23 protein-coding genes are annotated in these 24,671 nt (G+C 62.4%); 17 read left to right on the top strand and 6 right to left on the bottom strand.

The window, feature by feature from the left end; translation table 11 throughout:
* Positions 1–3 precede the first annotated feature (3 nt).
* Positions 4–393, bottom strand: coding sequence for a hypothetical protein (locus tag AB6Q56_RS20290; RefSeq protein WP_434514833.1), 390 nt, complete (start codon positions 391–393; stop codon positions 4–6).
* Between AB6Q56_RS20290 and AB6Q56_RS20295 the strand changes: the two genes are divergently transcribed.
* The 4 genes from AB6Q56_RS20295 to AB6Q56_RS20310 are packed head-to-tail and all read left to right on the top strand — an operon-like array spanning position 374 to position 5,959.
* Positions 374–2,050 (top strand): hydrogenase maturation protein, encoded by a 1,677-nt coding sequence (locus AB6Q56_RS20295; RefSeq protein WP_434514834.1) that lies wholly within the window; start codon positions 374–376, stop codon positions 2,048–2,050. The two genes, AB6Q56_RS20290 and AB6Q56_RS20295, sit on opposite strands and share 20 nt — an antisense overlap.
* Positions 2,047–3,546, top strand: a complete 1,500-nt coding sequence (locus AB6Q56_RS20300; RefSeq protein ID WP_434514835.1) for a sigma-54-dependent transcriptional regulator — start codon at positions 2,047–2,049, stop codon at positions 3,544–3,546. The genes AB6Q56_RS20295 and AB6Q56_RS20300 overlap by 4 nt, the downstream gene beginning before the upstream one ends.
* Complete coding sequence (locus AB6Q56_RS20305; RefSeq protein WP_434514836.1) at positions 3,543–4,544, top strand: HupU protein; 1,002 nt, start codon at positions 3,543–3,545, stop codon at positions 4,542–4,544. The genes AB6Q56_RS20300 and AB6Q56_RS20305 overlap by 4 nt, the downstream gene beginning before the upstream one ends.
* On the top strand, positions 4,541–5,959 hold the full coding sequence (locus AB6Q56_RS20310; protein ID WP_434514837.1) for a nickel-dependent hydrogenase large subunit: 1,419 nt from the start codon (positions 4,541–4,543) through the stop codon (positions 5,957–5,959). The genes AB6Q56_RS20305 and AB6Q56_RS20310 overlap by 4 nt, the downstream gene beginning before the upstream one ends.
* 227 nt (positions 5,960–6,186) lie before the next feature.
* Here the strand turns inward: AB6Q56_RS20310 and yjjJ are convergent, their stop codons facing one another.
* Positions 6,187–7,527 carry a type II toxin-antitoxin system HipA family toxin YjjJ gene (gene yjjJ, locus AB6Q56_RS20315; protein WP_434514838.1) on the bottom strand — a complete coding sequence of 447 codons (1,341 nt, stop codon included), beginning with the start codon at positions 7,525–7,527 and terminating at the stop codon, positions 6,187–6,189.
* A gap of 328 nt (positions 7,528–7,855) precedes the next feature.
* Between yjjJ and AB6Q56_RS20320 the strand changes: the two genes are divergently transcribed.
* Positions 7,856–8,632, top strand: a complete 777-nt coding sequence (locus AB6Q56_RS20320; RefSeq protein WP_434514839.1) for a J domain-containing protein — start codon at positions 7,856–7,858, stop codon at positions 8,630–8,632.
* Between the two features lie 11 nt (positions 8,633–8,643).
* A complete protein-coding gene (locus tag AB6Q56_RS20325; RefSeq protein WP_434514840.1) occupies positions 8,644–8,997 on the top strand; it encodes a hypothetical protein in 354 nt (117 codons plus the stop codon).
* Between the two features lie 17 nt (positions 8,998–9,014).
* On the opposite strand, the gene AB6Q56_RS20330 is transcribed toward AB6Q56_RS20325, so the two are convergent.
* Genes AB6Q56_RS20330 through AB6Q56_RS20340 form a run of 3 tightly spaced genes read right to left on the bottom strand, consistent with a single transcriptional unit; the run spans position 9,015 to position 10,806 of the window.
* On the bottom strand, positions 9,015–9,413 hold the full coding sequence (locus tag AB6Q56_RS20330) for a hemerythrin domain-containing protein (RefSeq protein ID WP_434514841.1): 399 nt from the start codon (positions 9,411–9,413) through the stop codon (positions 9,015–9,017).
* The gene (locus AB6Q56_RS20335) at positions 9,410–10,522 is read right to left on the bottom strand and encodes a hypothetical protein (protein WP_434514842.1); all 1,113 of its coding nucleotides are present in this window, start codon (positions 10,520–10,522) and stop codon (positions 9,410–9,412) included. The genes AB6Q56_RS20330 and AB6Q56_RS20335 overlap by 4 nt, the downstream gene beginning before the upstream one ends.
* Positions 10,480–10,806 carry a metal-sulfur cluster assembly factor gene (locus AB6Q56_RS20340; protein ID WP_434514843.1) on the bottom strand — a complete coding sequence of 109 codons (327 nt, stop codon included), beginning with the start codon at positions 10,804–10,806 and terminating at the stop codon, positions 10,480–10,482. The genes AB6Q56_RS20335 and AB6Q56_RS20340 overlap by 43 nt, the downstream gene beginning before the upstream one ends.
* 81 nt (positions 10,807–10,887) lie before the next feature.
* Here AB6Q56_RS20340 and nikR point away from each other — a divergent pair, with 81 nt between their 5' ends.
* From nikR to AB6Q56_RS20365, 5 genes are all read left to right on the top strand, one after another.
* Positions 10,888–11,352, top strand: a complete 465-nt coding sequence (gene nikR / locus AB6Q56_RS20345; RefSeq protein WP_434514844.1) for a nickel-responsive transcriptional regulator NikR — start codon at positions 10,888–10,890, stop codon at positions 11,350–11,352.
* Complete coding sequence (locus AB6Q56_RS20350; protein WP_434514845.1) at positions 11,327–12,673, top strand: PAS domain-containing sensor histidine kinase; 1,347 nt, start codon at positions 11,327–11,329, stop codon at positions 12,671–12,673. The genes nikR and AB6Q56_RS20350 overlap by 26 nt, the downstream gene beginning before the upstream one ends.
* Positions 12,674–12,788: 115 nt before the next feature.
* Complete coding sequence (locus tag AB6Q56_RS20355; RefSeq protein WP_434514846.1) at positions 12,789–13,598, top strand: nickel transporter; 810 nt, start codon at positions 12,789–12,791, stop codon at positions 13,596–13,598.
* A gap of 43 nt (positions 13,599–13,641) precedes the next feature.
* Entirely contained in the window at positions 13,642–15,711 is a 2,070-nt protein-coding gene (locus AB6Q56_RS20360) for a TonB-dependent receptor (RefSeq protein WP_434514847.1), read from the top strand.
* Between the two features lie 161 nt (positions 15,712–15,872).
* Positions 15,873–18,149: an NADP-dependent malic enzyme gene (locus AB6Q56_RS20365; RefSeq protein ID WP_434514848.1), complete on the top strand. Its 2,277-nt coding sequence runs from the start codon at positions 15,873–15,875 to the stop codon at positions 18,147–18,149.
* A 72-nt stretch (positions 18,150–18,221) separates the two neighbouring features.
* Here the strand turns inward: AB6Q56_RS20365 and mpl are convergent, their stop codons facing one another.
* On the bottom strand, positions 18,222–19,568 hold the full coding sequence (gene mpl, locus AB6Q56_RS20370; RefSeq protein ID WP_434514849.1) for a UDP-N-acetylmuramate:L-alanyl-gamma-D-glutamyl-meso-diaminopimelate ligase: 1,347 nt from the start codon (positions 19,566–19,568) through the stop codon (positions 18,222–18,224).
* Positions 19,569–19,618: 50 nt separating this feature from the next.
* Here mpl and AB6Q56_RS20375 point away from each other — a divergent pair, with 50 nt between their 5' ends.
* Genes AB6Q56_RS20375 through AB6Q56_RS20400 form a run of 6 tightly spaced genes read left to right on the top strand, consistent with a single transcriptional unit; the run spans position 19,619 to position 24,667 of the window.
* Positions 19,619–20,209 (top strand): hypothetical protein, encoded by a 591-nt coding sequence (locus AB6Q56_RS20375; RefSeq protein ID WP_434514850.1) that lies wholly within the window; start codon positions 19,619–19,621, stop codon positions 20,207–20,209.
* A gap of 39 nt (positions 20,210–20,248) precedes the next feature.
* Positions 20,249–20,728, top strand: coding sequence for a type II 3-dehydroquinate dehydratase (aroQ, locus tag AB6Q56_RS20380; RefSeq protein ID WP_434514851.1), 480 nt, complete (start codon positions 20,249–20,251; stop codon positions 20,726–20,728).
* Positions 20,729–20,785: 57 nt separating this feature from the next.
* Positions 20,786–21,244 carry an acetyl-CoA carboxylase biotin carboxyl carrier protein gene (gene accB, locus AB6Q56_RS20385; RefSeq protein WP_434514852.1) on the top strand — a complete coding sequence of 153 codons (459 nt, stop codon included), beginning with the start codon at positions 20,786–20,788 and terminating at the stop codon, positions 21,242–21,244.
* 10 nt (positions 21,245–21,254) lie between these two features.
* Positions 21,255–22,613 carry an acetyl-CoA carboxylase biotin carboxylase subunit gene (gene accC / locus AB6Q56_RS20390; RefSeq protein WP_434514853.1) on the top strand — a complete coding sequence of 453 codons (1,359 nt, stop codon included), beginning with the start codon at positions 21,255–21,257 and terminating at the stop codon, positions 22,611–22,613.
* 3 nt (positions 22,614–22,616) lie between these two features.
* Complete coding sequence (gene prmA / locus AB6Q56_RS20395) at positions 22,617–23,507, top strand: 50S ribosomal protein L11 methyltransferase (protein ID WP_434514854.1); 891 nt, start codon at positions 22,617–22,619, stop codon at positions 23,505–23,507.
* Positions 23,483–24,667 carry a DUF3426 domain-containing protein gene (locus tag AB6Q56_RS20400; RefSeq protein WP_434514855.1) on the top strand — a complete coding sequence of 395 codons (1,185 nt, stop codon included), beginning with the start codon at positions 23,483–23,485 and terminating at the stop codon, positions 24,665–24,667. The genes prmA and AB6Q56_RS20400 overlap by 25 nt, the downstream gene beginning before the upstream one ends.
* The last annotated feature ends 4 nt before the right edge of the window (positions 24,668–24,671 follow it).

Genomic DNA, 24,671 nt, shown 5'->3' on the forward strand with positions numbered 1-24,671 from the left:
AATTCAGTTACGCAGGGCAATCATGATCGAGCGGAAATCGCCTACTTCAGAAATGACCAGTTCGCGCGCGTCGGCAAGATTGTCGGCATTGCGGACATGAAATTTCTCATGGCGTCCATCGAGGTAGCGGACAGCTGCGATGTACTCCGGGCGCGGCGCACGAATGCGCTGAGGTGCGCGTGTTTTGACCGGTTTGCGTTGTGCTTGCATGGCTCTTCCCTTGGTTTTTTTGTGGCAGCCATCGTAGCCAGCGTGTGTTACAGAACAAATATCGCCAAAGTTATAGCGATATGCTTCTCGAAAAATCAGTGCCTTGGAAGCCGCTAATTTGCTTGGTGGATGCGTTTGGCATGTTTTGTAAAGAAATGTAAAGATGAGAATTTTATTCGTCACGCATAGCTTCAACAGTCTTGCTCAGCGTCTCTATTGCGAGCTGACGGCTCGCGGTCACTTCGTCAGTATCGAGTTCGATATTTCCGATTCGGTGACCGAGGAGGCCGTCGCCCTGTTCAAGCCGGATCTGGTCATTGCCCCCTTTCTGAAGCGTGCCATCCCGGAATCGGTCTGGTCGCGCTTGCCTTGCTTCGTGGTTCATCCCGGAATTCCCGGCGATCGCGGTCCCTCCGCGCTTGATTGGGCGATCCAGCGCGGGCTGGATACATGGGGCGTGACCGTTCTGCAAGCCGAGTCGGAGATGGATGCCGGGCCGGTATGGGCCTCGGTCGTCTTTCCGGTGGGGATCGAGCGCAAGGCTTCGCTATACCGCAACCAGGTAACCGAGGCGGCCGTTCTGGCAGTGTTACAGGCTGTAGAGCGATTCGTGGCCGGCGATTTCGTGCCGCAGCGGGTTCCGGGGGCGGCCCATGCCTTGATGAGGCAGGTCGACCGTGCAATTGACTGGCAGGCGGACAGCACCCACTACGTGCTGGCGAAACTGAATGCAGCCGATGGTTTTCCGGGCGTTGCGGATGCCTTGTTCGGCGAGCCTTGCCATCTCTTCGATGCCTGCCCGGAAGCCAGCCTTAGAGGGGCGCCGGGCGAGCTGATCGGACGGCGCGAGACGGCCGTCTGCCGGGCCACCGTCGATGGTGCGGTATGGATAGGGCACGTCAGGCGGGCCGGCGGCATCAAGTTGCCGGCAACGATGGCTTTTCCCGAAGCCCTGGCGCTACCGGAACTTCCCCTCGCTGATGTGTGGAAAGCCCCGGCCTCGACCTGGCAGGACATCGCCTACGAAGAGGCCGGTGGTGTCGGCTTTCTCGGCTTCGAGTTCTATAACGGTGCCATGAGCACCGGGCAGTGCCAGCGACTGAAGGAGGCCTTCCTGTGGGCGGCTCGGCGTCCGACGAAAGTCATCGTGCTGCGCGGCGGGCGCGATTTCTGGTCGAACGGCATCCACCTGAATACCATCGAAGCCGCCGAAAGTCCGGCCGACGAGTCGTGGGCCAACATCAATGCCATCGATGACCTCGCCGAGGCGATCCTGTGCTGCGACACGCAAGTGACGGTGGCGGCGCTGGCCGGCAATGCCGGGGCTGGCGGCTGTTTCCTGGCGCGTGCTGCCGATTTCGTGTGGGCACGCGAAGGTGCGATGCTCAACCCGCATTACAAGAACATGGGCAACCTGTTCGGTTCGGAATTCTGGACCTATCTGCTGCCGCCACGGGTGGGCGAGGCGGGGGCGAAGGCGATCATGCGCCATCGTTTGCCGATGACAGCCCGGGAGTCCGTCCAGCTGGGCTTCTACGATGCCTGCCTGCCCGGGCCGGGGTTTGCCGTCGATGTGGCGCGCCGGGCGGCCGAACTGGCCGCGGCGGCGGATATCGACGAACGCCTGGCCGCCAAGCGAAACAAGCGCCAGGCCGACGAAGCCGTCAAGCCGCTGGCGGCCTATCGTGCCGAGGAATTGAAGGAGATGCGCCGCAATTTCTACGGGTTCGATCCGTCATACCACGTCGCGCGCTATCATTTCGTCTCCCGTTCGCCGCACTCGTGGACGCCGCGCCATCTGGCCCGGCACCGTGACATCGACTGGAAGATTCCCGAATGAACCACACTGCTTCGAGCAGCAGCCTGCGCCGATTGCCCGCCATTCTCGTTGTCGACGACGAGGTGCGTTCGCAGGAGGCGCTACGCCGGACGCTGGAGGAAGATTTCGACGTGCTGTGCGCCGCCGATGCCGACGAGGGCATGGAGATACTCGAGCGTGAGCAGGCGATTACCGGCATTCGCATCGTGCTCTGCGACCAGCGCATGCCGGGCACCACCGGGGTTCAGTTCCTGAAGGAAGTACGCAGCCGCTGGCCGGATATCGTGCGCATCATCCTCTCCGGCTACACCGATGCAGAAGACATCATTACCGGCGTCAACGAAGCGGGCATCTGGCAATACCTGCTCAAGCCCTGGCAGCCGGAGCAGCTGTTGCTGACCCTGCAGCGGGCAGCCGAGGTGTGGCGCCTGCAGCAGGAAAACCAGCGTCTCTCGGTCGACTTGCGCACCGCCGAACCGGTTCTCAAGCGCCATGTCGAGACGAAGCAGGAAAAGGCGAAGAACAGTTTCGGTTTGGCAGCGCTGATCCGTGCTCCGGGCAGCCCGATCAATGCGGTGTGCGAACTGGTCGAGCGGGTTGCTCCCTACGACCTGTCGGTGATGGTCACCGGCGAATCCGGCACCGGCAAGGAAATGATCGCCCGGGCCATCCACTATGAAAGCCGCCGGGCCAGCAAGGCCTTTATCACCGAGAACTGCGGCGCCTTGCCCGATACCCTGCTCGAATCGGAGCTGTTCGGCTACAAGCGCGGCGCCTTTACCGGTGCCGTCGAGGATCGGGTCGGCCTTTTCCAGCAGGCCGATGGCGGCACGCTGTTCCTCGATGAAATCGGCGAAACCAGCCCGGCCTTCCAGGTTAAGCTGCTGCGCGTGTTGCAGGAGGGCGAGTTCAGGCCCTTGGGCAGCAACCGCGCGGTTCATGTTGACGTGCGGGTCATCGCCGCGACCAATCGCGATCTCGAAGAGGACGTGCGCACCGGCCGTTTCCGCGAGGATCTCTACTACCGCTTGGCGACGATCTCGCTGCACGTGCCGCCGCTTCGCGAACGGCCGATGGATCTGCCGCTGCTTGCCCGGCGGCTGCTCGAATCGAGCAGCAAGGCATTGGACAAGCCGGTCGAGGGTTTCACCAAGGAAGCCTTGGCTTGCATCGCCGCCTATCGCTGGCCGGGGAACGTCCGCGAGCTGCAAAACGAAATCCTGCGCATGGTGGCTCTGGCGACAGGCCCGCAGCTCGGTGCCGACCTGCTGTCGCCCCGGGTACTGCGCACGCCGGTCGGCGAATTCGACGAGGCCCGGCCCAGCGACGATCTGGTTTGGGCGGCCGGCCTCACCGGCGGCCTCAAGGAGCGTATGGATCAACTGGAAAAGCATGTTCTCAAGGAGGCGATGATCCGTCTGCGCTGGAACAAGTCGCGGGTAGCCCGCGAACTCGGCCTGTCGCGCGTCGGGCTGCGTGCCAAGCTGGTGCGCTACGGGCTGGAGCAGGCCGAATGAAAGTGCTGTGGCTGCAAAGCGGCGGCTGTGGCGGATGTACGCAGTCCATGCTCTGTTCCGACCCGCGCCCGCTGTTTGACGAACTGCGCGATGCCGGCATCACGTTTCTCTGGCACCCGGCCCTGTCGCTGGAAAGCGGCGAAGAGGCGCTGGCCGTTTTGGAAGACTGTGCCGAAGGGCGCCTGACCTTCGATGCCCTGTGCGTCGAAGGGGCCATGCTGCGCGGCCCGAACGGCACCGGCAAGTTCCACCTGATGGCCGGCAGCGGCCGGCCGCTGACAGAATGGGTCGAACGCCTGGCGAAGCGGGCGAAATGGGTCTTCGCCATTGGCTCGTGCACGGCCTACGGCGGTTTCTCTGCCAACACGCCGGGCAATCCGCTGGAAGCCTGCGGCCTGCAGTTCGACGAACAGACGCCGGGAGGCCTGCTCGGCGCCGAATTCCGTTCGCCGGAAGGCTTGCCGGTGGTCAACATCGCCGGCTGCCCGACGCATCCGGGCTGGGTGGTCGATACGCTGGAAAAGGCTGCCCTCGAAGGCCTGAAGCCGGAGGATCTCGACGAATTCGGGCGGCCGCTGCTTTACGCCGGCGGGCTGGTCCATCACGGCTGCGCCCGCAACGAGTATTACGAATTCAAGGCCAGTGCCGAAAAGCAGTCCGACCTCGGCTGCCTGATGGAAAACCTCGGTTGCAAGGGCACGCAGGCCCACGCCGATTGCAACATCCGGCCGTGGAACGGCAACGGCTCCTGCCTGCGCGGCGGTTTTGCCTGCATCGCCTGTACCGAACCGGGCTTCGAATCGCCCGGCCATGCCTTCCAGGAAACGCCCAAGCTGGCCGGTATTCCCATCGGCTTGCCGACCGACATGCCGAAAGCCTGGTTCGTTGCGCTCGCCGCCTTGTCCAAGTCGGCAACGCCCAAGCGCGTGCGCAACAACGCGGTGGCCGACCATCCGGTCATCCTGCCGGCCATCCGCAAGAAGGGGGGCGGCAAGTGACGCGCATCGTCGTCGGGCCGTTCAACCGTGTCGAGGGCGATCTCGAGGTCAGCCTCGATCTGGCCGACGGCCGGGTGCAGGCTGCTTATGTCAATTCACCGCTATTCCGGGGGTTCGAGCAGATCATGATCGGCCGTGCGCCGCTCGATGCGTTGGCCATCGTGCCGCGCATCTGCGGCATTTGCTCGGTCGCCCAGTCGGCGGCGGCGGCCTCGGCGCTGGCCGACGCCATGGGCATCGTGCCAACCCCGAACGGTGTGCTGGCGCGCCATCTGATCCAGGCTACCGAAAACCTGGCCGATCACCTGACGCACTTCTACCTCTTTTTCATGCCCGACTTCGCCCGCTCTGCCTATGCCGGGCGGCCCTGGCACGAAGCCGTGGCGCACCGTTTCGCGGCAGTGCGGGGCGAGGCATCAGCCGACATGCTGCCGGCCCGCGCTGGCTTTCTCAAACTGATGGGCTTCCTGGCCGGGCGCTGGCCGCATACCCTGACCATCCAGCCCGGTGGCAGCACCCGCGCCATCACGGCCGGCGAGCGTATCCGCCTGCTGGCTCAATTGCGGGAGTTTCGTGGCTTTCTGGAAAAGCATCTGTTCGGCGACACACTGGCCAATGTGGCGCAATTGGCCAGCAAGGCGCAACTGCTTGCTTGGGCCGACGGACGATCGGCGGACTTCCCTGCCTTCCTGGCGGCGGCCAGCGATCTCGGGCTGGACAAGCTAGGAAGGGCGAGCGATGCCTTCTTGTCGCATGGCGCCTACGGAATCCTTCCTGCTGGTAGCTGGCAGGCTGGTAAATCGGCCGCATTCGATCCTGTCGCGATCGACGAGGACACCTCCCGCGCCTGGCTGGCCCAGGGTAACCCTCGCCATCCCGCGCAAGGCGAAACCATTGTCGATGCGAACAAGGCCGCTGCCTACACCTGGTGCAAGGCGCCGCGCTATGCCGGCCAAGTCTACGAAGTCGGCGCGCTGGCGCGGCAGATCGTTGCCGGACACCCTTTGTTGCTCGATTTTGTGGCACGTGACGGCGGCAGCGTCATGGCCCGTGTTGTCGCCCGGTTGCTTGAACTGGCGCTGATCGTGCCGGAAATGGAGCGCTGGGTGCACGCGTTGCAGCCCGGAGAAGCCTTCTGTACCCATGGCGACATGCCCGACGAAGCCAGCGGTGCCGGCCTCGTCGAAGCCGCTCGCGGCAGCCTCGGGCATTGGCTGAGCATTCGTCGTGGTCGTATCGAACGCTACCAGATCATCGCCCCAACCACCTGGAATTTCTCCCCCCGTGATAGCAACGAACAGCCCGGCCCGCTGGAGCAAGCACTGGTCGGCCTGCCTGCCGGCGACGGCGCCTTGCCCACCGTACAGCACGTCGTGCGCTCGTTCGATCCGTGCATGGTGTGTACTGTCCATTGATCTAGAAAGTCCCATTTGAGGGTGGCTCAGGTGCTTCACCCGGAACTCTCCAAATGGTTGGCTTTTTTGGAGGGACTTCGAACGATTCGGACGAGTAGCTAAAGCAAGTCGACTCAACTACGCTAATTCCTCGGCTAGAAAAACATTCTCTGCTGGACCGTTACGAACGCTGCACGGTCTTATCCATCAAGCCGCCGTGGATGATGCGCCTCTTGTCTTGTTGCTGGCTACCCCAGCCTGGCAATTTTTCCGACCAAGGTGTCGATGTGGCAAGCCAGTGCAGCGATGCAGGGCTGAAATGCTGCCGAGAATCTGGAATCGTTGCGCAGACGGTCGAGATAGAGCAGGGCGACCCGGCTGGCACGTTGCCATATCTCCGGCGGGATGTCGGCGTGCGGGGTGATGTCGTTGAGTTCTGACGGCAGGGCGCCCCCCGACCTGGGAGCAAATCCCATGGGCAGCATGTCGTAGGCAGGGGCGAGGCTATAGGGTCGGCCTTGGTCGGAGATGAAGGACAGGTTCCCGGTGTGCATGTCGGTATTGCCAATCAATGCCCCAAAGGCTTGCAGCAGTGAGGTGCCGGCAACGGCTTCACGGGTGATCTGGCCATCCTTGGCCAGCGCGTTGGCGATCAGCGGCCAGCCAGCTGAACCGGCGCCGACAAATTCCGCATCGAGTGCCTTCATGCTGATGAGGGCATGCCGGCCAAGCTCGCCTTCGCGGTCGAAGCGTTCGACTTCAAGGAAGCGCTGGTTGCCGAAATCCTTGATGTGCGTATGCACGGCGGCAATGCCTTCGCTATCGAGGGTATCGAGGGCTAGATGCTCGGCCAGCAGCAGGTCGCTCCAGCGCTGTGTCACCGGGTTGCTTTCAGGAAGGCTGAACTTGACGATGAGATGGCGTGGGCCGTTCGGGGTATGGGCGTAGGTAACGAACTTGGGTTGTTCGCCGCCGGCCGACGAGCCGGGGATTTCCCCTCGAGCGGATTCTCCGGCCAGCTGGATATAGGCGCTTGCCTTGTCGGCTTCATCGATTGGGCGATGGTTGGTCGACAGGAAGCGTTCGCGCGCGGCGTCGCCGAGCAGCAGGTTTCCTACGGCATCGTGGCCTTGTACGAGCAAGGCACGCAGGGCATGGGTGTCATCCCAATCGTTGAGTTGGCTGGGCAGTCCGAGAGAGGCGGCATGGCACGATGCGTATGCCCGGCCAAGGTAGCCTTGCGGCCGCATGTCGAACAGCCACCACGGGAGCGAGTCGCTGTGCAGTGTCTTTCCGCCGCTTTGCTGCATCACAAAGCCATCGGGGCGCACCGGAATCAGGGTGCCAAGTGGCTTGATGGTGGCTTCCGGGGTGACGCGGTAGATCGGTATATCGCCAATGCCTCGCCTGGTGTCTCGCAGGGCGTATTGAATGGTTCGACCGGTCTCGATGCGTACGATTTCATCCCCTAGCGCATTGATCGCCCGGGAGATTGTCGGCTGGCTTAAGCCAAGGCTGCCAACGAGTTGGCGGACTGGCTGGGGGCCTCGGCCTAGCTGAAGGCGGATCGCATCGGCATGGGTAGACATGATCGTGAATAGTGCTTTGAATAGTAATTTGAATAGATGTGTGAATCACATTTTAGAGCAACAGGCGTTGTTTGTGTAGGTAAACGTACAGCGGTGTGTTTACAAAATTGCGATGTAACTATCTGATTTTACGTTGCCGAAATGGCATATTCCGGCAGCTTGGGGCGTGTCGGTGGTGTTCAAAAGTTGTTGAGCGTGAATAGCTAAGATTGAATGCTCCGGCGACGCATGATGTGCGCCGGATATCGATGAATTGACCGGCAGGCTTTTCCGTCTGGCTACGACTTTGCTATCCTCGGTAGCTGTTTCGGTCGGAAGCATTACCGGTATGACGCAGAGGACGACGTATTACGATTTGCTGGGGCTTGCCCCGGAGGCTGATCTGGAGCGGATCGGCGCGGCCTATCTACGGTTGTCGCGGGAATTGGCGGAGCGCGAGGACGATGATGTCGAGCTGCGCCAGAAGGTGCTCAAGCAGGCCTTCGACGTTCTGTCCGATCCGGTGCGCCGGGCCGCCTACGATGCAGGGCTGAACGGCCAGAGCACCTTGAGTTTTCGTGGGGAATCGCCACTTCCACTTAATGTCGCGCTTGGCGGAACGAAGCGCAACCCGGTGCGCGTCCTGCTGACCATTATTGCGACGCTGATGATTGTCGGTCTGGTGATTCAGGTCGGGGTGATGTTCAGTACGTACAAGCGAGTTAACGAAGTCGCAGCGCCCAATGTCGCCTCGCCGGCTGCCGAAAAGGCCTATCTGCAAGATTTTTATCAAACCTACGGTATCCGGGCGGCAAGCCGCGAGGAGGCGGATCTACTGTTGGCCGACATGCGGCGCAAGGAGGCTGCCGAGGGCGAGAAGCGTATGCAGGAACGCCAGCAGGAGGAGCAGGAGCGCGCGCAGCGGCGTTTCGAGGAAGATTCCCGGCGTCTGGGTGCGCAGGTGACGGCCGACAATCTGCGCGCCGAAGAGGAGGCGCGTCGTGTCCGGGAGGATGAGGAGCGACGCAAGGAAGCACAGGAGAAGGCCCAGCAGGAAGCGGAGCGCATGAAGCGCGAGGCGGAGATCGCCCGTTTCCGTTCTCGCTCGGGCGTGGGCGGCGAGTGAGTCGCGATGGGATGCTGCGCCGGCTTTTTGCCGGTTTTTTCGGAACGCTGGTTGCCAGCGCCTTGTTGGTCGGTCTAGTGGGGTGCAAGCGCTATAGCGAGCGTGATTTCGTTGGCAAATGGCGGTCGTCACGCACGCTGACCCCGATACATCTTGCGGTGAACGGCGAATGGGAAATCCGCAAGGACGACGGTGCAGTCCTCCAGTACGGCATCTGGCACTATGAAGACAAAAAGCTGATCTGGAGCTTCAAGCAGGGCGATCGCGTCATCGATGATCCGACTGTCGTGCTCTCGGTCGAAGCCGCCAGGTTCAGCATTCGCGAGCGGGACGGTGCGACAACCGTGTTCGAACGCCTGCCTTGAATGGCGGCATCCGCGTTTCAGTGTTCCGGATAGAGCAGGGTTTGGGCGATTTCGAACAGTTCCCGTTCCTCGAAGCGGACATGGTCGTGCAACAAGGTGGAAAACGCCGATAGCGTAGCCGCATCGGTCGGCTCGGTTGCCAGCTTGCGGTTCAACTCGCGAAGGCGGGCATGCTCGTCGAGCGTGCGCAGGACGAGCGCGTTCTGCCCGACCGCTGCCAACTGCGGGAGCAGGCCTGCTTCTTCGTCTTGAAAGTGCGGCTCCAGTGCGCGCGGGAATTGTTCGGCAATGGTTCGGGCGGCCTGCCCAATAGCTTCCGGGGAGCCTGAATCGGCGGCGAAGCGCGCCAACCGGGCCAGCTTGAGGGCGTGGTGATGGTCGCGTGAATGTTGGATCAGGGCGGCGTGGCGTTTCATGGCGTACCTCTCGGGGCTTTGCGGCGTACCAATGTCACCATCGTAGCGATGAAGACGAGCAGCACCAGCCCGTTCGTCAGCGCAGCGTACTGCCGGAGCGCGAAAATGTCACCCAGGCCGCCGACGAGGCGCACGGCGAGCGTCAGGTGCAGCAGTGCCAGCGGCAGGTAGAGCGCCGGATGGTAGGGAATCTTGATCCGGGTGACGGCCGGGAAAATGATCGGTGCGTGGCCGAAGACCATCGCGAAGACGAAGCCGAGACTGATGGTGTGGAGGCCGGCGTCGCGCCATGGGTGGCCGGGCGCGAAGGCGCCGGCGAGACCGAGCAGGCCCGATATGGCCAGCCAGGCGTAGCCGGAGAGCAGGCAACTGGCGATGAAGCGGGGGAGCCCCTCGGTGCGGACATTGCGCCGGGCGATGTCGTAGCGCAACAGCCATCCGGCGAGGGCGAGGAGCCCGCCGGCAAACAGCCGGTCGCTGCCGAGTGCAGCCGCCACGAGCAGGCAACCGACGATGGCGATGAACAACCGGCGGGCCATGGGCGGTGTCGGCAGGAAGCGGGTCAGTTCGAGGCGCTCTCCGGCAATGGTGAGGATCAGGAAAAGCAGCCACCAGGGGACGGCGGGTCCGATGGCGCCGGTGCCGACCCAGAGCAGGTTGCCGATCAGCCAGCATGCGGCGCCCAGGCCGAGGACGACGGTGTATACGGCTTTCTGGCGGCGCCAGGCGACGCTGCTGGCGGCGATCAATCCGAGCGCCGCCAGTGTGCCGAGAGCCTGGCCGATGCCCAGGGGGGCGCCGGCGAGCAGCGCAATGCCGCCCGAGCCGGCCGCGAGCGGCGCCAAGTAGGCCCAGCGTTGCCCGATGGCAACGGCGCGTTCAAGGCTGATCACGGTGCCGAAAAAGGCAGCGATCATCAGCGGGCCGTGCAGCCCGGCCGCATGGGCAGCCGGTGCCGGCACGTCCCAGCCGAGGCGGGCGAGGCCGGCAAGCACGCCGCCCAGCAGCGAGAGCATGCCGAAGAACAGCAATGGCAGGCGGTGGCGCGGCGTCAGGTCGGACATGCCTAGTCGGGGCCGGTGTCGTGCCAGCCGAGGCGCAGCCGGCACTGCTCGCTCATCATCTCCGGCGTCCAGGGCGGCTCCCAGACGACGCGGATTTCAGCTTCCAGGCCCGCAGGCAGCACGCGTTCCAGCTCGGCATAGGCATCGTCGACGATCATGCCGCCCATCGGGCAGGCCGGCGAGGTCATGGTCATGTCCACCCACAGCTTCCCTTCCTCGAAAGCGATGCGGTAGACCAGGCCGAGGTCGACGATATTGGCGCCGATTTCGGGATCGGCCACCTTGCGCAGGGCATCGCGGATTACTTCGGTATCGGGGGCGGCGGTCATCGGGGTGGGAAACGTTAGAATGCGGTGAAGGCCATCCTAGCAGCGGCAAAGCTGCGGGTATTTAGCAGGGAGCAAATTTCCATGGAACGTTTCACCATTTCGCTCGACGAGTCGCTGGCCAGCCAGTTCGACCAACTGATCGCCGAGCGCGGCTACAGCAACCGTTCGGAAGCCGTGCGCGACCTGATTCGCGGCGCCATCGAGAGCGATCGCCAGCGCGCAACCCCGGCTGGTCATTGCGTCGCCAACCTGTCCTACGTCTACAACCACCACGAGCGCGAACTGGCCGAGCGCCTGACCGGGCTGCAGCACGACCATCACGACCTGACCGTGGCCGCCATGCACAGCCATCTCGATCACGACAATTGCCTGGAAAGCGTCATCCTGAAGGGGGCGACCGCCGATGTCCGGCAATTTGCCGACGCGCTGATGGCCGAGCGCGGCGTCCGTCACGGCAAGCTCAACGTGATCGCACTCGAAGCCGAGCATCACCACGCCCACGACGAACACGGCGAAGCCCATGTCCATTACCGTCCCGCCCGCTGACCCCGTTCCTGAGTCGCCGCTGCCGCCGGGCGGTGAAACGGCGTGGATCGAAGTCATCCAGAAGATGGACGAGGTCTATAACGACCTCCTGCAGTACGAGGTCGCCCTCGAAGAAAAAAACGCCGCGCTCGAAGAGTCGCACCAGTTCATCGAAAGCGTCCTGGCCTCGATGTCGGACATCCTGATCGTCTGCGACCGCAACGGCAGCATCGAGGAAGTGAATCCCTCGCTGCGCCACATTTCGGGCAAGACGGCGGAGGAACTGGTGCATACCCCGCTCTTCGAGCTTTTTGCCGACGACGGCGAAAAGGCCAAGGCGCGCGACGTGTTCACCCGATACGCCCGGGAAGGGGTGCATGACTGCGAATTCTTCCTGCGTGCCGGCGACGGTTCGACCGTGCCGGTATCGATGAACTGCACCCCGCGCGTGTCGCAGACCGGCAAGCTGATGGGCATGGTGGTTACCGGTCGCCCGGTCGGCGAACTGCGCAAGGCCTATTCGGCGCTGCGCCAGGCGCACGACGACCTGAAGCGCACGCAGGGCCAACTGCTGCATGCCGAGAAGATGGTCTCGCTCGGTCGGCTGGTGGCCGGTGTGGCACACGAACTGAACAACCCGATCAGCTTCGTGCTTGGCAACGTGTTGTCGCTCAAACGCTACGCCAGTCGGCTGGAAAGCTACCTGGCGTCTGTGCATGCCAGCGATGCCGCCGAGGATGGTGCCCTGCAGGCCATGCGCCAGGAGCTGCGCATCGACCGCATTCTCGCCGACATGCCGCACCTGATCGACGGCATGATCGAAGGCGCCGAGCGCACGCGCGACATTGTCGACGCCCTCAAGCGCTTTTCGGCGGTGGACAAGGCGACACCCGAACAGGTCAATCTCAACGACGTGGTCGAGCGCTCGGTGCGCTGGGTGGTGCAGAGCGCCTCGGCCAAGTTCGCCGTCGATATCGATTTGCCACCCGATCTGGTGTGTTCCGGATCGTCCGGCCAGTTGCAGCAGGTGGTCATGAACCTCGTCCAGAACGCCTGCGACGCCACCGCCCGGCAGCCGGAACCCTCCCTGAGGATTTGCGGCTGCCTTGAGCAGGGGATGGCCGTGCTGCGCTTCATCGACAACGGCCCGGGCATCCCGGCCGAGCACCTCAACTGCCTGTTCGAACCGTTCTTCACCACCAAACCGGTGGGGCAGGGGACCGGGCTGGGCCTGTCGATCAGCTACGGCATCGTCGACCGTCATGGCGGCAAGCTCAGCGCCAGCAACATCGCAGGCGGCGGGGCGGAATTCATCCTTGCACTTCCGGTGGATAATCGCTAACCACTTGGTGGCTCTGCATGCGGTGCTGGACAGCATGAGGTCAATACGAACAATGACTTATTGATCTGGCACGCTCCTTGTATGAAGATTGATAAATCCTTCTTACGAGGTGCTCATGGACACGCTGCCCACTGACTGGTTGTCGTTGCTGATTCTGACCTTCGTGCTCGGTATGAAGCACGGCTTTGATGCCGATCACCTGGCGACCATCGACGGCCTTACCCGTTACAACGCCCGCACCCGGCCGGGGCTGGCGCGTTATTGCGGCACGCTGTTTTCGCTCGGGCATGGTGCCGTGGTCATGGCCATCGCTCTCGGCGTGTCGGCGCTGGCCGGCGAGTGGGATGTGCCGGCGTGGTTCGGCACGCTGGGTGCCGTCATTTCCATCGCTTTTCTCGTCGCGCTGGGCAGCATGAATCTTGCTGCCGTGCTGCGCGCCGAGCCGCACGAAATCGTCCAGCCGGTCGGCGTCAAGGGCCGCCTGCTCGGCAGCCTGCGCCATGTCTCGCATCCTGGCCTGGTGGCACTGGTCGGCGCGTTGTTCGCGTTGTCCTTCGACACCTTGTCGCAAGCCGCCTTTTTCGCGCTGACCGCCACGCAGTTCGGTGGCTGGCAGCATGCCCTGCTGCTTGCCGTGCTGTTCATGTTCGGCATGCTGCTCACCGACGGCATCAATGGCCTGTGGATCGCCCGGCTGATCGCCCGTGCCGACCAGGTGGCCTTGGTCGCCTCGCGCGTCATGGGCCTGGTCGTCTCAGGCATCAGCCTGCTGGTTGCCGCCTTCGGCGCCGCCAAGATGCTGTCGCCGGCCGTCGACGCGTGGAGCGAGGGGAAGGAACTGGTATTCGGATTCACGCTGGTGGCGATCATCGCCATCAGTTTCGTCGTCGCCGTGCGTCTGACGCGGCGGCCTGTCATGGTCTAACCACAACTGTGGAGGAGAGCCGGGCAACCGGCTTTTTTCAGCGATGAGTGTAAGAAAAAAACTTATTAGTTCATATCTGTTGCTGGCAATGAGCGGCGTCGGGGCGCACGAATCGGCCGAGTTGTCCCCTGTCGAGGTGCGGGCCAGGGCGGAGAACCTCGAGGGGATCGCCGCATCCGGCAGCGAGGGCGTGGTTTCCAGTCAGCGCTTGGCCGCCGTGCCCATCCTGCGCCCTGCCGAAGCGCTGGAAATGGTGCCCGGGCTGATCGTCACGCAGCATGCCGGTGACGGCAAAGCCAACCAGTATTTCATGCGCGGCTTCAACCTCGATCACGGCACCGATTTCGCCACCTACGTCGGCGGCGTGCCGGTCAATATGCCGACGCATGCCCATGGGCAGGGTTATACCGACCTCAACTTCCTGATTCCCGAACTGGTCGACCAAATCCGTTTTCGCAAGGGACCGTACTATGCCGAGGAGGGTGATTTCTCGTCGGCCGGGTCGGCCCGTATTGAATATTTCCGCAAGCTTGACCAGTCGTTGGCGCAATTGACCCTGGGGCGAAACGGCTATGCACGCAGCTTGTTGGTCGGGTCGCCTCAACTGGGGGGAGGCAATCTGCTCTACGGCCTGGAGTTGTTTCATAACGACGGTCCGTGGGAAGTCGCGGAAAACTACCGCAAGTTCAACGGGGTGTTGCGTTACAGCCAGGGCAGCCGAAACGACGGCTTTTCGCTGACCGGCATGGCCTACCGCGGAAAGTGGACCTCCACTGACCAGGTTGCCCAACGCGCAATCGACAGCGGCCTGGTTGGTCGCTTCGGTACGCTGGACCCGACCACCGGTGGCGAAACCAGTCGTTACAGCCTGTCTGGCGAATGGGCCAGGCGCTGGGACAACGCGCAAAGCAGGGCCAATATCTGGTGGCTCCAGTCGAGTCTCGACCTGTGGTCGAATTTCCAGTATTGCCTCAACGATTACGCCAACAGCGGAACATGCGCCAACGGAGACCAGTTCAAACAGGACGAGCGCCGGCAGGCAGGCGGTTTCGCGGCATCGCATGCGGTCTTTGACCGCTGGGGCGGCTTCGAAGTCGAGAACAGCATTGGCGTGCAGGGCCGAATCGATCAATTGAATCCCGTCGGCTTGTACACGTCCAAGGCACGCCAAACGCAATCGACAGTGCGCCAGGACAAGGTTACCCAGCGCAGCCTGTCGCTGTGGGCGCAGAACGAAACGCGGTGGACCGACTGGTTCCGCTCGGTGCAAGGCCTGCGTGCCGATGCATACGATTTCAACGTCGATGCCTGCCTGATGGCCAATTCCGGCAAGGCCGGCGACCAGATGGTAACGCCCAAGCTGGCCCTGATTTTCGGGCCGTGGAAGAAAACCGAGCTGTACCTGAACTACGGCCACGGTTTTCATTCCAACGACGCGCGCGGCACCACCATCACGGTCGATCCGAACGACGGCGTCACGCCGGTCCAGCGTGTCAAGCCCTTGGTGCGCACCAAGGGCTACGAGTTCGGCGTGCGTTCCGAGGTGCTGCCCGGCTGGCAATCGACACTCTCCTTGTGGAATCTTGATATCGCGTCGGAATTGCTCTTCGTCGGCGATGCCGGCACCACCGAAGCGTCACGCCCGTCGCGCCGCTACGGTGTCGAATGGAACAACCTCTACGTGCTGTCCGACTGGCTGGCCTTCGATGCCGATCTCGCCTGGTCGCATGCCCGCTTCCGCGATCGCGATCCGGGCGCGGGCGACTACATTCCCGGGGCGGTGGCGACGACCGCCAATATCGGCCTGACGCTCGATCACCTCGGCCCCTGGTTTGGTGCCCTGCGGCTGCGCTATTTTGGGCCGCGTCCGTTGATCGAAGACAACTCGGTCCGTTCCAGCGCTTCGGCCCTGACCAATCTTCGTGTCGGCTATAAATTCGACAAGCGCACGCAGTTGGCGCTAGACGTCTACAACCTGCTTGATCGCAAGGTGAATGATATTGAATACTGGTACGACTCGCAGTTGCGAGGCGAGGCGACATCGACCGGCGACCGCCATATCCACCCGACCGAGCCGCGTAGCCTGCGTCTTAGCATTTCCCATCGCTTCTGAATGGCCGTATCTGTGACAAGGCGCCACCAGGGCGTCTTGTTGCTTGGGGTGCTTGCGGATTACACGTAGAGTTTTCTGTAATTCATAATTACGCTTCCGAATCGTTTCCCTTTGGAGTAATCTTTAGGGTTTTCCCTATACTCGAACGCCAAGGAGATTTCGTGGAAAAGGATTTGCGCGAAGCAGCACTCGAATACCATCGCTGGCCCACGCCCGGCAAGATTTCTGTCCGCCCGACCAAGGGCCTGACCAACCAGCGCGACCTGGCGCTGGCCTACTCTCCGGGTGTTGCCGCCGCCTGTGACCTGATCGTCGAAGATCCGGCCACGGCTGCCGAGATGACTTCGCGCGCCAACCTTGTTGGCGTCATCACCAACGGTACTGCCGTCCTCGGCCTCGGCAACATCGGCCCGCTCGCCGCCAAGCCGGTTATGGAAGGCAAGGGCTGCCTGTTCAAGAAATTCGCCGGCATCGACGTTTTCGATATCGAACTGGCTGAGAACGATCCGGACAAGCTGATCGACATGATCGCCGCCATGGAGCCAACGCTCGGCGGTATCAACCTGGAAGACATCAAGGCGCCGGAGTGCTTCTACATCGAGCAGAAGCTGAAGGAGCGGATGAATATTCCGGTCTTCCACGACGACCAGCACGGCACCGCGATCATTTCCGCCGCCGCCATGCTCAATGGCCTGAAGATCGTCGGCAAGAAAATCGATGAAATCAAGGTCGTTTGCTCCGGCGCCGGCGCCGCCGCCATTTCCTGCCTGAACCTGTGGTGCGATCTCGGCGTCCAGCGCCAGAACATCACCGTCTGCGACTCCAAGGGCGTCATCTATGTCGGCCGTCCGGGCGGCATGGACGAAACCAAGGCGCGCTACGCTCAGAATACCGAGCAGCGTACCCTGGCCGATGCCATGGTCGGCGCCGACATCTTCCTCGGTCTGTCCACCGCCGGCGTCGTCAGCCAGGACATGATTAAGTCGATGGCCAAGCGTCCGATGGTCTTCGCGCTGGCCAACCCGACCCCGGAAATCATGCCGGAACTGGTCAAGGAAGTCTGTCCGGACGCCATCATCGCGACCGGCCGTTCCGACTACGTGAACCAGGTCAACAACGTGCTGTGCTTCCCCTTCATCTTCCGCGGTGCGCTCGACGTCGGCGCCACCCGCATCACCGAAGAAATGAAGATGGCCTCGGTGCGCGCCATCGCCGAACTGGCCGAAGCCGAAGTCACCGACGAAGTGGCCATGGCCTATCCCGGCCATGACCTGAACTTTGGCCCGGAATACCTGATTCCCAAGCCGTTCGACCCGCGCCTGATCGTCAAGATTGCGCCGGCCGTGGCCCAAGCCGCCATCGACTCCGGTGTCGCGACGCGCCCGATCACCGACTGGGCGGCCTACCGGAACAAACTGTCCGAGTTCGTCTATCACACCGGCGTTGGCATGCGCGCCATCTTCCAGGCCGCCCGCCAGGCCAAGGGCAAGCGCATCATCTACGCCGAGGGCGAGGAAGAGCGCGTCCTGCGTGCCGCGCAGGTCGTCATTGAAGAACGTTTCGCCCGTCCGATCCTGATCGGACGCCCGGAGGTGATTGCTCATCGTCTGCAAAAGGCCAACCTGCGGATCAAGCCGGGTGTCGATTTCGATGTCGTCAATCCGGAGTCCGACGAGCGCTATCGCGAGTGCTGGCAGGCCTATCACAAGCTGATGTCGCGCCGTGGCGTGACGCCGGCCATCGCCAAGGAAGCGATGCGTCGCAAACCGACGGTCATCGGTGCCATGCTGCTCAAGCTCGGCTACGCCGACGGTATGATCTGCGGCACGACCGGCCAGTACAGTCATCACCTCGGCGTGATCAGCCAGATCATCGGCAAGCGCAACGGCGTCAATACCATGGCAGCCATGAACTACCTGATGCTGCCGGGGCGTTCGCTGTTCATTTGCGATACCCACGTCAACGAAAACCCGAACGCACAGGAAATCGCCGAAATGACCCTGCTGGCGGCGGAACAGGTCAAGCGCTTCGGCAGCCAGCCGAAGGTGGCCCTGCTTTCCCACTCCAACTTCGGTTCGTCGACCTCGGAGTCGGCCCGCAAGATGGGCGTTGCGGCCGGCCTGATCAGTGCCATGTCGGCGGGCGAGCTGGAAGTCGACGGCGAAATGCATGGCGACTCCGCTTTGAGCGAAGCCATTCGTCGCGAGGCCAATCCGGATTCTCCGCTCAAGGGCGAAGCCAATCTGCTGATCATGCCGAACATCGACGCGGCCAACATCTCCTACAACCTGATCAAGATGACCGGCGGCGAAGGTGTGACCATCGGTCCCATCCTGCTAGGCGTTGAAAAACCGGTACATGTCCTGACCTCGACGACGACGGTGCGTCGCCTGGTCAACATGACTGCCTTGGCGGTCGTCGAATCGACCGAGCGCTGATTTCGCTGTCGGTACACAAAAAAGCCGCCGGGCAGCTGTCCGGCGGCTTTTTTCATTGTGTGGTGGCGCTACTCAGTCGGCCAGGGCGTTCAGCAGCTTGCCGTGTATGCCGCCAAATCCCCCGTTGCTCATGACCAGGATGTGGTCGCCGGGTTGTGCGGCCAGGCAGACCTGGTCGACCAAGCGGTCGATATCGTCCTCGACAACGGCCTGCGCTCCCATTGGGGCCAGCGCTTCACGGGCATTCCAGCCCAGGTTGGCGCCGTAGCAGAAGGTGGCGTCGGCTTCGCTCAGGCTATCCGGGAGCTGCGATTTCATCGTGCCCAGCTTCATCGTGTTCGAACGCGGCTCGAGCACGGCAAGAATGCGGCCGCGCCCGATCTTGCGGCGCAGGCCGGCAACGGTGGTGGCAATGGCGGTCGGATGGTGGGCGAAATCGTCGTAAACCGTGATGCCCCGTACGACGCCCCTGACCTCCATGCGTCGTTTGACGTTCTCGAAGCGCGACAAGGCATCCAGGCCTTGTGCCGGCGTCACGCCGACGTGGCGGGCAGCCAGCAGGGCGGCACAGGCATTGGCGCGATTGTGGTCGCCCGATAGCTCCCAGCGCGAGCGGCCGATCAGGCCGTCCGGGCCATGCAAGACCAGCTCGCCGCGCGCATCGTCGCCGCTCACACGGTAGCCGTTCGGATCGTTGAAGCGTTCGACCGGCGTCCAGCAGCCGCGTTGCAGTACGCGCTCCAGGCTGGCTTCGGCAGCGTTCGAGACGATCAACCCGGACTGGGGAAGGGTGCGGACAAGGTGGTGGAACTGCGTTTCGATAGCCGCAAGATCGCTGAAAATGTCGGCATGATCGAATTCCAGGTTGTTCAGGATGGCCGTCCGCGGGCGGTAATGAACGAATTTCGATCGCTTGTCGCAGAAAGCCGTGTCGTATTCGTCGGCCTCAATGACAAAGAACGGCGTGCTGCCGAGGCGGGCCGAGACACCGAAATTGAGCGGTACGCCACCGATCAGGAAACCCGGTGCCATGTTGGCGTCTTCGAGTATCCAGGCCAGCATCGAGCTGGTGGTCGTCTTGCCGTGCGTGCCGGCGACGCCGAGCACCCAGCGGCCCTGCAGCACGTTCTCGGCCAGCCATTGCGGACCGGAAACATAGGGCAAGCCCTTGTCGAGAATGGCCTCGAGCAGTGGGTTGCCGCGCGATACGGCGTTGCCGATGACGAAAATGTCCGGCTTGAGAGCCAGTTGGTCCGCAGCGAACCCCTCGATCAGCTCAATGCCTGCGTCCCGCAGCAGGTCGCTCATCGGCGGATAGACGTTGGCGTCGCAGCCGGTGACCTTGTGTCCCGCGTCGACGGCCAGTTGTGCGATGCCGCCCATGAAAGTGCCGCAGATACCCAGAATATGAATGTGCATGTCACAGAGACCCGTTAGAATGGGGGCGATTTTACCTTGATCGAGTCCCCATGACCCGTCATGAACGGCAACGCCCGAGTCACGCCACCCGGGCCAGTATCGCCAGTGCCGCAGCCCGCCTGATGGCTGAGGATGGCATTACCGACTTTCATCTCGCCAAGAAGAAGGCTGCCCGCCAGCTAGGGCTGCCCGAGCATACGCGGTTCCCCGATAACGCCGAAGTCGAGGCCGAGCTACGCGCCTATCGCAGTCTTTATCAGGGTGACGGGCATGCCGCGATGCTAAAGGCGATGCGCCAATCGGCGCTCGAGTTGCTCGAACTGCTGGCCCCGTTCAATCCCTATCTGGCCGGCTCCGTTCTCGAAGGGACGGCCGGCGAACATTCGCGCATCGATATCCTGTTGTTTGCCGACAGCGCAAAAGAAGTCGAAATCTTCCTGCTCAATCGTGGTATCGATGTCGATCATGTCGAGCCGCGAAATGAGCGTGTCGAAGCCGTTCTGGTGATGGAAACGGACACAGTCGACGCCAATCTTGTTATTATGCCGCCGCATCTTGAGCGGGTGAGCTTGAAGTATCGCGATGGAAGGTCGCGCGAGCGTATTCGCGCCGATGCCCTCAGGGTCTTGATTTCCGAGTAAACTGGACAAAATGCTGCGATTTGCGGCAAACTTGCTGCCATGACGAAGCGAAAAGCATCTTCCAAGTCAGCTGACAAGATTCGCATCCTGGTCATTCACGGACCCAATCTGAACCTGCTGGGTACCCGCGAGCCGGAGCATTACGGTCGTGTCACCCTCTCCGACATCAACATGGCGCTTGCCCGGATGGCCGAGGGGGCAAGTGTCGATCTGGAAACATTTCAAAGCAACCATGAAGGTGCGTTGATCGAACGCATTCATGCCGCCCGTGAACAGGGCGTGCGGGCGATCATCATCAATCCGGCGGCCTACACGCACACCAGCGTGGCGCTGCGCGACGCACTTTCCGCCGTTGCCATTCCCTTTGTCGAAGTGCATTTGTCCAACGTGCATGCCCGCGAGCCTTTCCGGCATCACTCGTATTTTTCCGACCTGGCCATCGGCGTCATCTGCGGCCTGGGTCATGAGGGCTACCTGCTCGCCCTCGAATACCTGCTCAACAAGCTTCATATCGAATAGCCTGGCTTCGGCCGGCTGCATTTTTGCGTTCTGTGAACGCAACAAAAGGAGTACTTCATGGATCTGCGCAAACTCAAAAAACTCATCGACCTCGTTCAGGAATCCGGCATCTCGGAACTGGAAGTCACCGAAGGCGAAGAGAAAGTGCGTATCGCCAAGCACTACGGTGCTGTTTCCGCCGCCCCGGTACAGCAATACATGATGCCGGCCGCCATGCCGGTTGCCGGTTCGGCGCCTGCCGCCTCGGCAGTCAATCTGGACGATGAAGACGAACTGCCGGAAGGCCACGTCGTCAAGTCGCCGATGGTCGGCACCTTCTACCGTTCCCCGTCGCCGGGCGCCGATGCGTTCGTGCAGGTCGGCCAGACCGTCAAGCAGGGCGAAACCCTGTGCATCATCGAGGCCATGAAGCTGCTCAACGAAATCGAAGCCGATGCTTCCGGCGTCATCAAGGCCATCCTCGTCGATAATGGCGAACCGGTCGAGTTCGGCGAACCGCTGTTCGTGATCGGCTGAGATAGCCATCATGTTCGAGAAAGTTCTTATCGCCAACCGGGGGGAGATTGCCCTCCGCATCCAGCGCGCTTGCCGCGAGCTGGGTATCAAGACCGTCGTCGTGCATTCCGAGGCTGACCGCGAAGCCAAGTACGTCAAGCTGGCCGACGAATCGGTCTGTATCGGCCCGGCCGCCTCGTCGCTGAGCTACCTGAACGTGCCGGCGATCATTTCGGCGGCCGAAGTGACTGACGCCCAGGCTATTCACCCGGGCTACGGATTCCTGTCCGAAAACGCCGATTTTGCCGAGCGTGTCGAAACCTCCGGCTTCGTCTTCATCGGACCGAAAGCGGAAACCATCCGCCTGATGGGCGACAAGGTGTCGGCCAAGGATGCCATGAAGGCGGCCGGCGTGCCCTGCGTGCCAGGCTCCGACGGTGCCTTGCCGGAAGATCCCAAGGAGATCGTCAAGATCGCCCGTGCCGTCGGCTACCCGGTGATCATCAAGGCCGCCGGTGGTGGCGGCGGTCGCGGCATGCGCGTCGTGCATACCGAAGCGGCGCTGGTCAATGCCGTTCAGCTGACCCGTCAGGAAGCCAACAGCTTCTTCGGTAACCCGGCGGTGTACATGGAAAAGTATCTGGAAAATCCGCGTCACGTGGAAATCCAGGTGCTGGCCGACGAATTCAAGAACGCCATCTACCTTGGCGAGCGCGATTGCTCCATGCAGCGCCGCCACCAGAAGGTGATCGAGGAAGCGCCGGCGCCGCACATCCCGGCCCGCCTGATCACCCGCATCGGCGAGCGTTGTGCCGAGGCCTGCCGCAAGATCGGCTACCGCGGTGCCGGTACTTTCGAGTTCCTGTACGAGAACGGTGAGTTCTACTTCATTGAAATGAACACCCGCGTCCAGGTTGAGCACCCGGTGACCGAAATGATCACCGGTGTTGATATCGTGCAGGAGCAGATTCGCGTCGCGGCCGGCGAAAAGCTGCGCTACAAGCAGAAGGACATCGCGTTCCGTGGTCACGCCATCGAATGCCGCATCAACGCCGAAGATCCCTTCACGTTCGTGCCGTCTCCCGGCAATATCGAGTTCTATCATCCGCCGGGCGGTCCGGGTATCCGCGTCGATTCGCACATCTATCAGGGCTACCGCGTCCCGCCGCACTATGATTCGATGGTCGCCAAGGTGATTTCCTACGGCGACACTCGCGAACAGGCCATCCGCCGCATGCGTATCGCGCTATCGGAAATGAGCATTCAGGGCATCAAGACCAACATTCCGCTGCACCAAGAGCTGATGCTCGATGCCCGCTTCGTCGAGGGCGGCACCAGCATCCACTATCTGGAGCACAAGCTGGCGGATAAGAGCGAGGTTAAGGCGTAAGCGATGTCCTGGCAAAATGTCAGCTTCCTGACCGACGCGTCGCACGCCGAGCCGATGTGCGACGCCCTGCTCGAGGCGGGCGCCTTGTCAGCCAGCATCGAGGATGCGGATGCCGGCACACCGGACGAACAGCCGCAGTTCGGCGAGCCCGGGTCGGTCAATACGCCGGGCTGGAATCATTCCAAGGTCGTCGTGTTGCTCGAGCCGGATGCCGATGCGGCGACCATACTTGGCGAGGCAGCCAGGGCGATTGGTCTGGCGGAAGTTCCGGCTTTTTCCGTCGAACCGGTGGCCGAGCAGAACTGGGTGCAGCTGACCCAGTCGCAGTTTGATCCGATCCGGGTCTCGGAACGCTTGTGGATCGTTCCCTCCTGGCATGAGTCGCCCGATCCGGCGGCGATCAACCTGATTCTCGATCCGGGGATGGCGTTCGGGACCGGCTCGCATCCGACGACGCGACTCTGCCTCGAGTGGCTTGAGCGCAATGTATCGGCGGGCAATACCGTGCTCGACTACGGCTGCGGCTCCGGAATTCTGGCCATTGCGGCAGCGCGCCTCGGTGCCGGGCATGTCGCTGGCGTCGATATCGACCCGCAGGCTGTCGATGCGGCCAAGGCCAATGCCGAACGCAATGGCGTCACTGCCCTTTTCGTTGATTCGGCCGCCCCGGTGGCTGGCGAGTACGATGTGGTCGTTGCCAACATCCTCTCCAATCCCTTGCGCGTGCTGGCGCCGGCGATCTGCGCCCATGTCCGCTCTGGCGGGCGGCTGGCGTTGTCGGGCATTCTTCGTGAGCAGGCGGACGAAATCGTGGCCATCTATGCGCAGTGGATTCCGATGCAGGTGGCCGATGTACGCGAGGATTGGGTATGTCTGGCGGGAACCAAACCCTGATGCGCACCCGCTGTCCGGAGTGTGGCACGGTCTTCCGTGTCACCTCCGAGCAGTTGCGGCGCAAGGCCGGCAAGGTACGTTGCGGGCATTGCCAAGTGGTATTCAACGCCTTCGATCAATGGCAGTCTGACACCGATGAGCTCAAGATCGGCTCGCCGGTTGATGCATCGCTACCGCATTCGACCGATGAAGCGCCCGCCGAATTGACAATAACGGCAGACACTGTGGTCGAAATGGCTGACGAATCCGCGCCGGACCTGTCAGCAGAAGTGCAACCGCAGTCCCCTCCCGCAGCCGAGCCAGAGCCGGCGGTATTCGATCCGGCAGCAACGATCGTGGCAGGACCCGAGTGGATGGAGAACGAGTCCATTGAGCCTCTGGTCATGCCTGACGAACCGCTTCCTCAGCTTAAGCCGCTCGCAGTTGCCATCCCTCCGCGGCCCGATGACCGCGAAGCGCCAGCGGCGCCTGAGCTTGCGACGGAGGTGGACGTGCTGGAGGCGGTTCGCTTCGATGCAGCCGAAACCCTGGTTGCCACGCCCGCAGATCGTGAAGAAACGCCCGAGCAGTCGACACTGGCGGCCCGTGAAGCGGGGCTTGTTGCGGCGCGTGAGCTGGTCGAAACCGGTTCCTACAATCGCTGGTCGGCTGGGACCTTGACCAGCGATGGTCGAGGTGCCTTCGATAGCGAGCCACCGGCCAGGGCCAACTGGCCGTTCGTCGTGGGTTTTTTACTGCTGCTGGTCGCCTTGCTCGGCCAGTTGGCGTATCACTACCGCACCGACGTTGTGCTGCGCCTGCCGTCGCTTCAGCCACTTTATGCATCGCTGGGAGTCGATATTCCGCTGCCCAGGAATCCGGGCCTGGTTTCGATTGAAACCTCCGACCTGCAGTCGGACAACGCGCGCGGACTATTCGTGCTGCAGGCCACACTGAAGAACCGTGCAACTCATCCGCAAGCATGGCCTGCCCTCGAATTGAGTCTGACCGATACCAACGACGCTGTCGTTGCCCGGCGCGTCATGTACGCCGCCGAATACCTTCCGCCGGGTACGACTTCCGATGCTTTCCCGGCCAATGGCGATGTTGCCGTCCGGCTGTGGATCGAAGCGAAGGACGTGGGTGCCTCCGGCTACCGCCTTTACATCTTCTATCCCTGATACA

This window comes from Dechloromonas sp. ARDL1 (assembly GCF_051122455.1).
Lineage (GTDB): Bacteria > Pseudomonadota > Gammaproteobacteria > Burkholderiales > Rhodocyclaceae > Azonexus.

Coding starts and splice junctions, on each gene's coding strand:
- AB6Q56_RS20360 (WP_434514847.1), top strand. CDS start 13,642: ATGAGTGTAAGAAAAAAACTTATTAGTTCATATCTGTTGCTGGCAATG.
- AB6Q56_RS20295 (WP_434514834.1), top strand. CDS start 374: ATGAGAATTTTATTCGTCACGCATAGCTTCAACAGTCTTGCTCAGCGT.
- AB6Q56_RS20355 (WP_434514846.1), top strand. CDS start 12,789: ATGGACACGCTGCCCACTGACTGGTTGTCGTTGCTGATTCTGACCTTC.
- AB6Q56_RS20340 (WP_434514843.1), bottom strand. CDS start 10,806: ATGACCGCCGCCCCCGATACCGAAGTAATCCGCGATGCCCTGCGCAAG.
- aroQ (WP_434514851.1), top strand. CDS start 20,249: ATGACGAAGCGAAAAGCATCTTCCAAGTCAGCTGACAAGATTCGCATC.
- AB6Q56_RS20325 (WP_434514840.1), top strand. CDS start 8,644: ATGCTGCGCCGGCTTTTTGCCGGTTTTTTCGGAACGCTGGTTGCCAGC.
- AB6Q56_RS20320 (WP_434514839.1), top strand. CDS start 7,856: ATGACGCAGAGGACGACGTATTACGATTTGCTGGGGCTTGCCCCGGAG.
- AB6Q56_RS20330 (WP_434514841.1), bottom strand. CDS start 9,413: ATGAAACGCCACGCCGCCCTGATCCAACATTCACGCGACCATCACCAC.
- accC (WP_434514853.1), top strand. CDS start 21,255: ATGTTCGAGAAAGTTCTTATCGCCAACCGGGGGGAGATTGCCCTCCGC.
- nikR (WP_434514844.1), top strand. CDS start 10,888: ATGGAACGTTTCACCATTTCGCTCGACGAGTCGCTGGCCAGCCAGTTC.
- yjjJ (WP_434514838.1), bottom strand. CDS start 7,527: ATGTCTACCCATGCCGATGCGATCCGCCTTCAGCTAGGCCGAGGCCCC.
- AB6Q56_RS20375 (WP_434514850.1), top strand. CDS start 19,619: ATGACCCGTCATGAACGGCAACGCCCGAGTCACGCCACCCGGGCCAGT.
- accB (WP_434514852.1), top strand. CDS start 20,786: ATGGATCTGCGCAAACTCAAAAAACTCATCGACCTCGTTCAGGAATCC.
- AB6Q56_RS20400 (WP_434514855.1), top strand. CDS start 23,483: ATGTCTGGCGGGAACCAAACCCTGATGCGCACCCGCTGTCCGGAGTGT.
- prmA (WP_434514854.1), top strand. CDS start 22,617: ATGTCCTGGCAAAATGTCAGCTTCCTGACCGACGCGTCGCACGCCGAG.
- AB6Q56_RS20300 (WP_434514835.1), top strand. CDS start 2,047: ATGAACCACACTGCTTCGAGCAGCAGCCTGCGCCGATTGCCCGCCATT.
- AB6Q56_RS20305 (WP_434514836.1), top strand. CDS start 3,543: ATGAAAGTGCTGTGGCTGCAAAGCGGCGGCTGTGGCGGATGTACGCAG.
- AB6Q56_RS20350 (WP_434514845.1), top strand. CDS start 11,327: ATGTCCATTACCGTCCCGCCCGCTGACCCCGTTCCTGAGTCGCCGCTG.
- mpl (WP_434514849.1), bottom strand. CDS start 19,568: ATGCACATTCATATTCTGGGTATCTGCGGCACTTTCATGGGCGGCATC.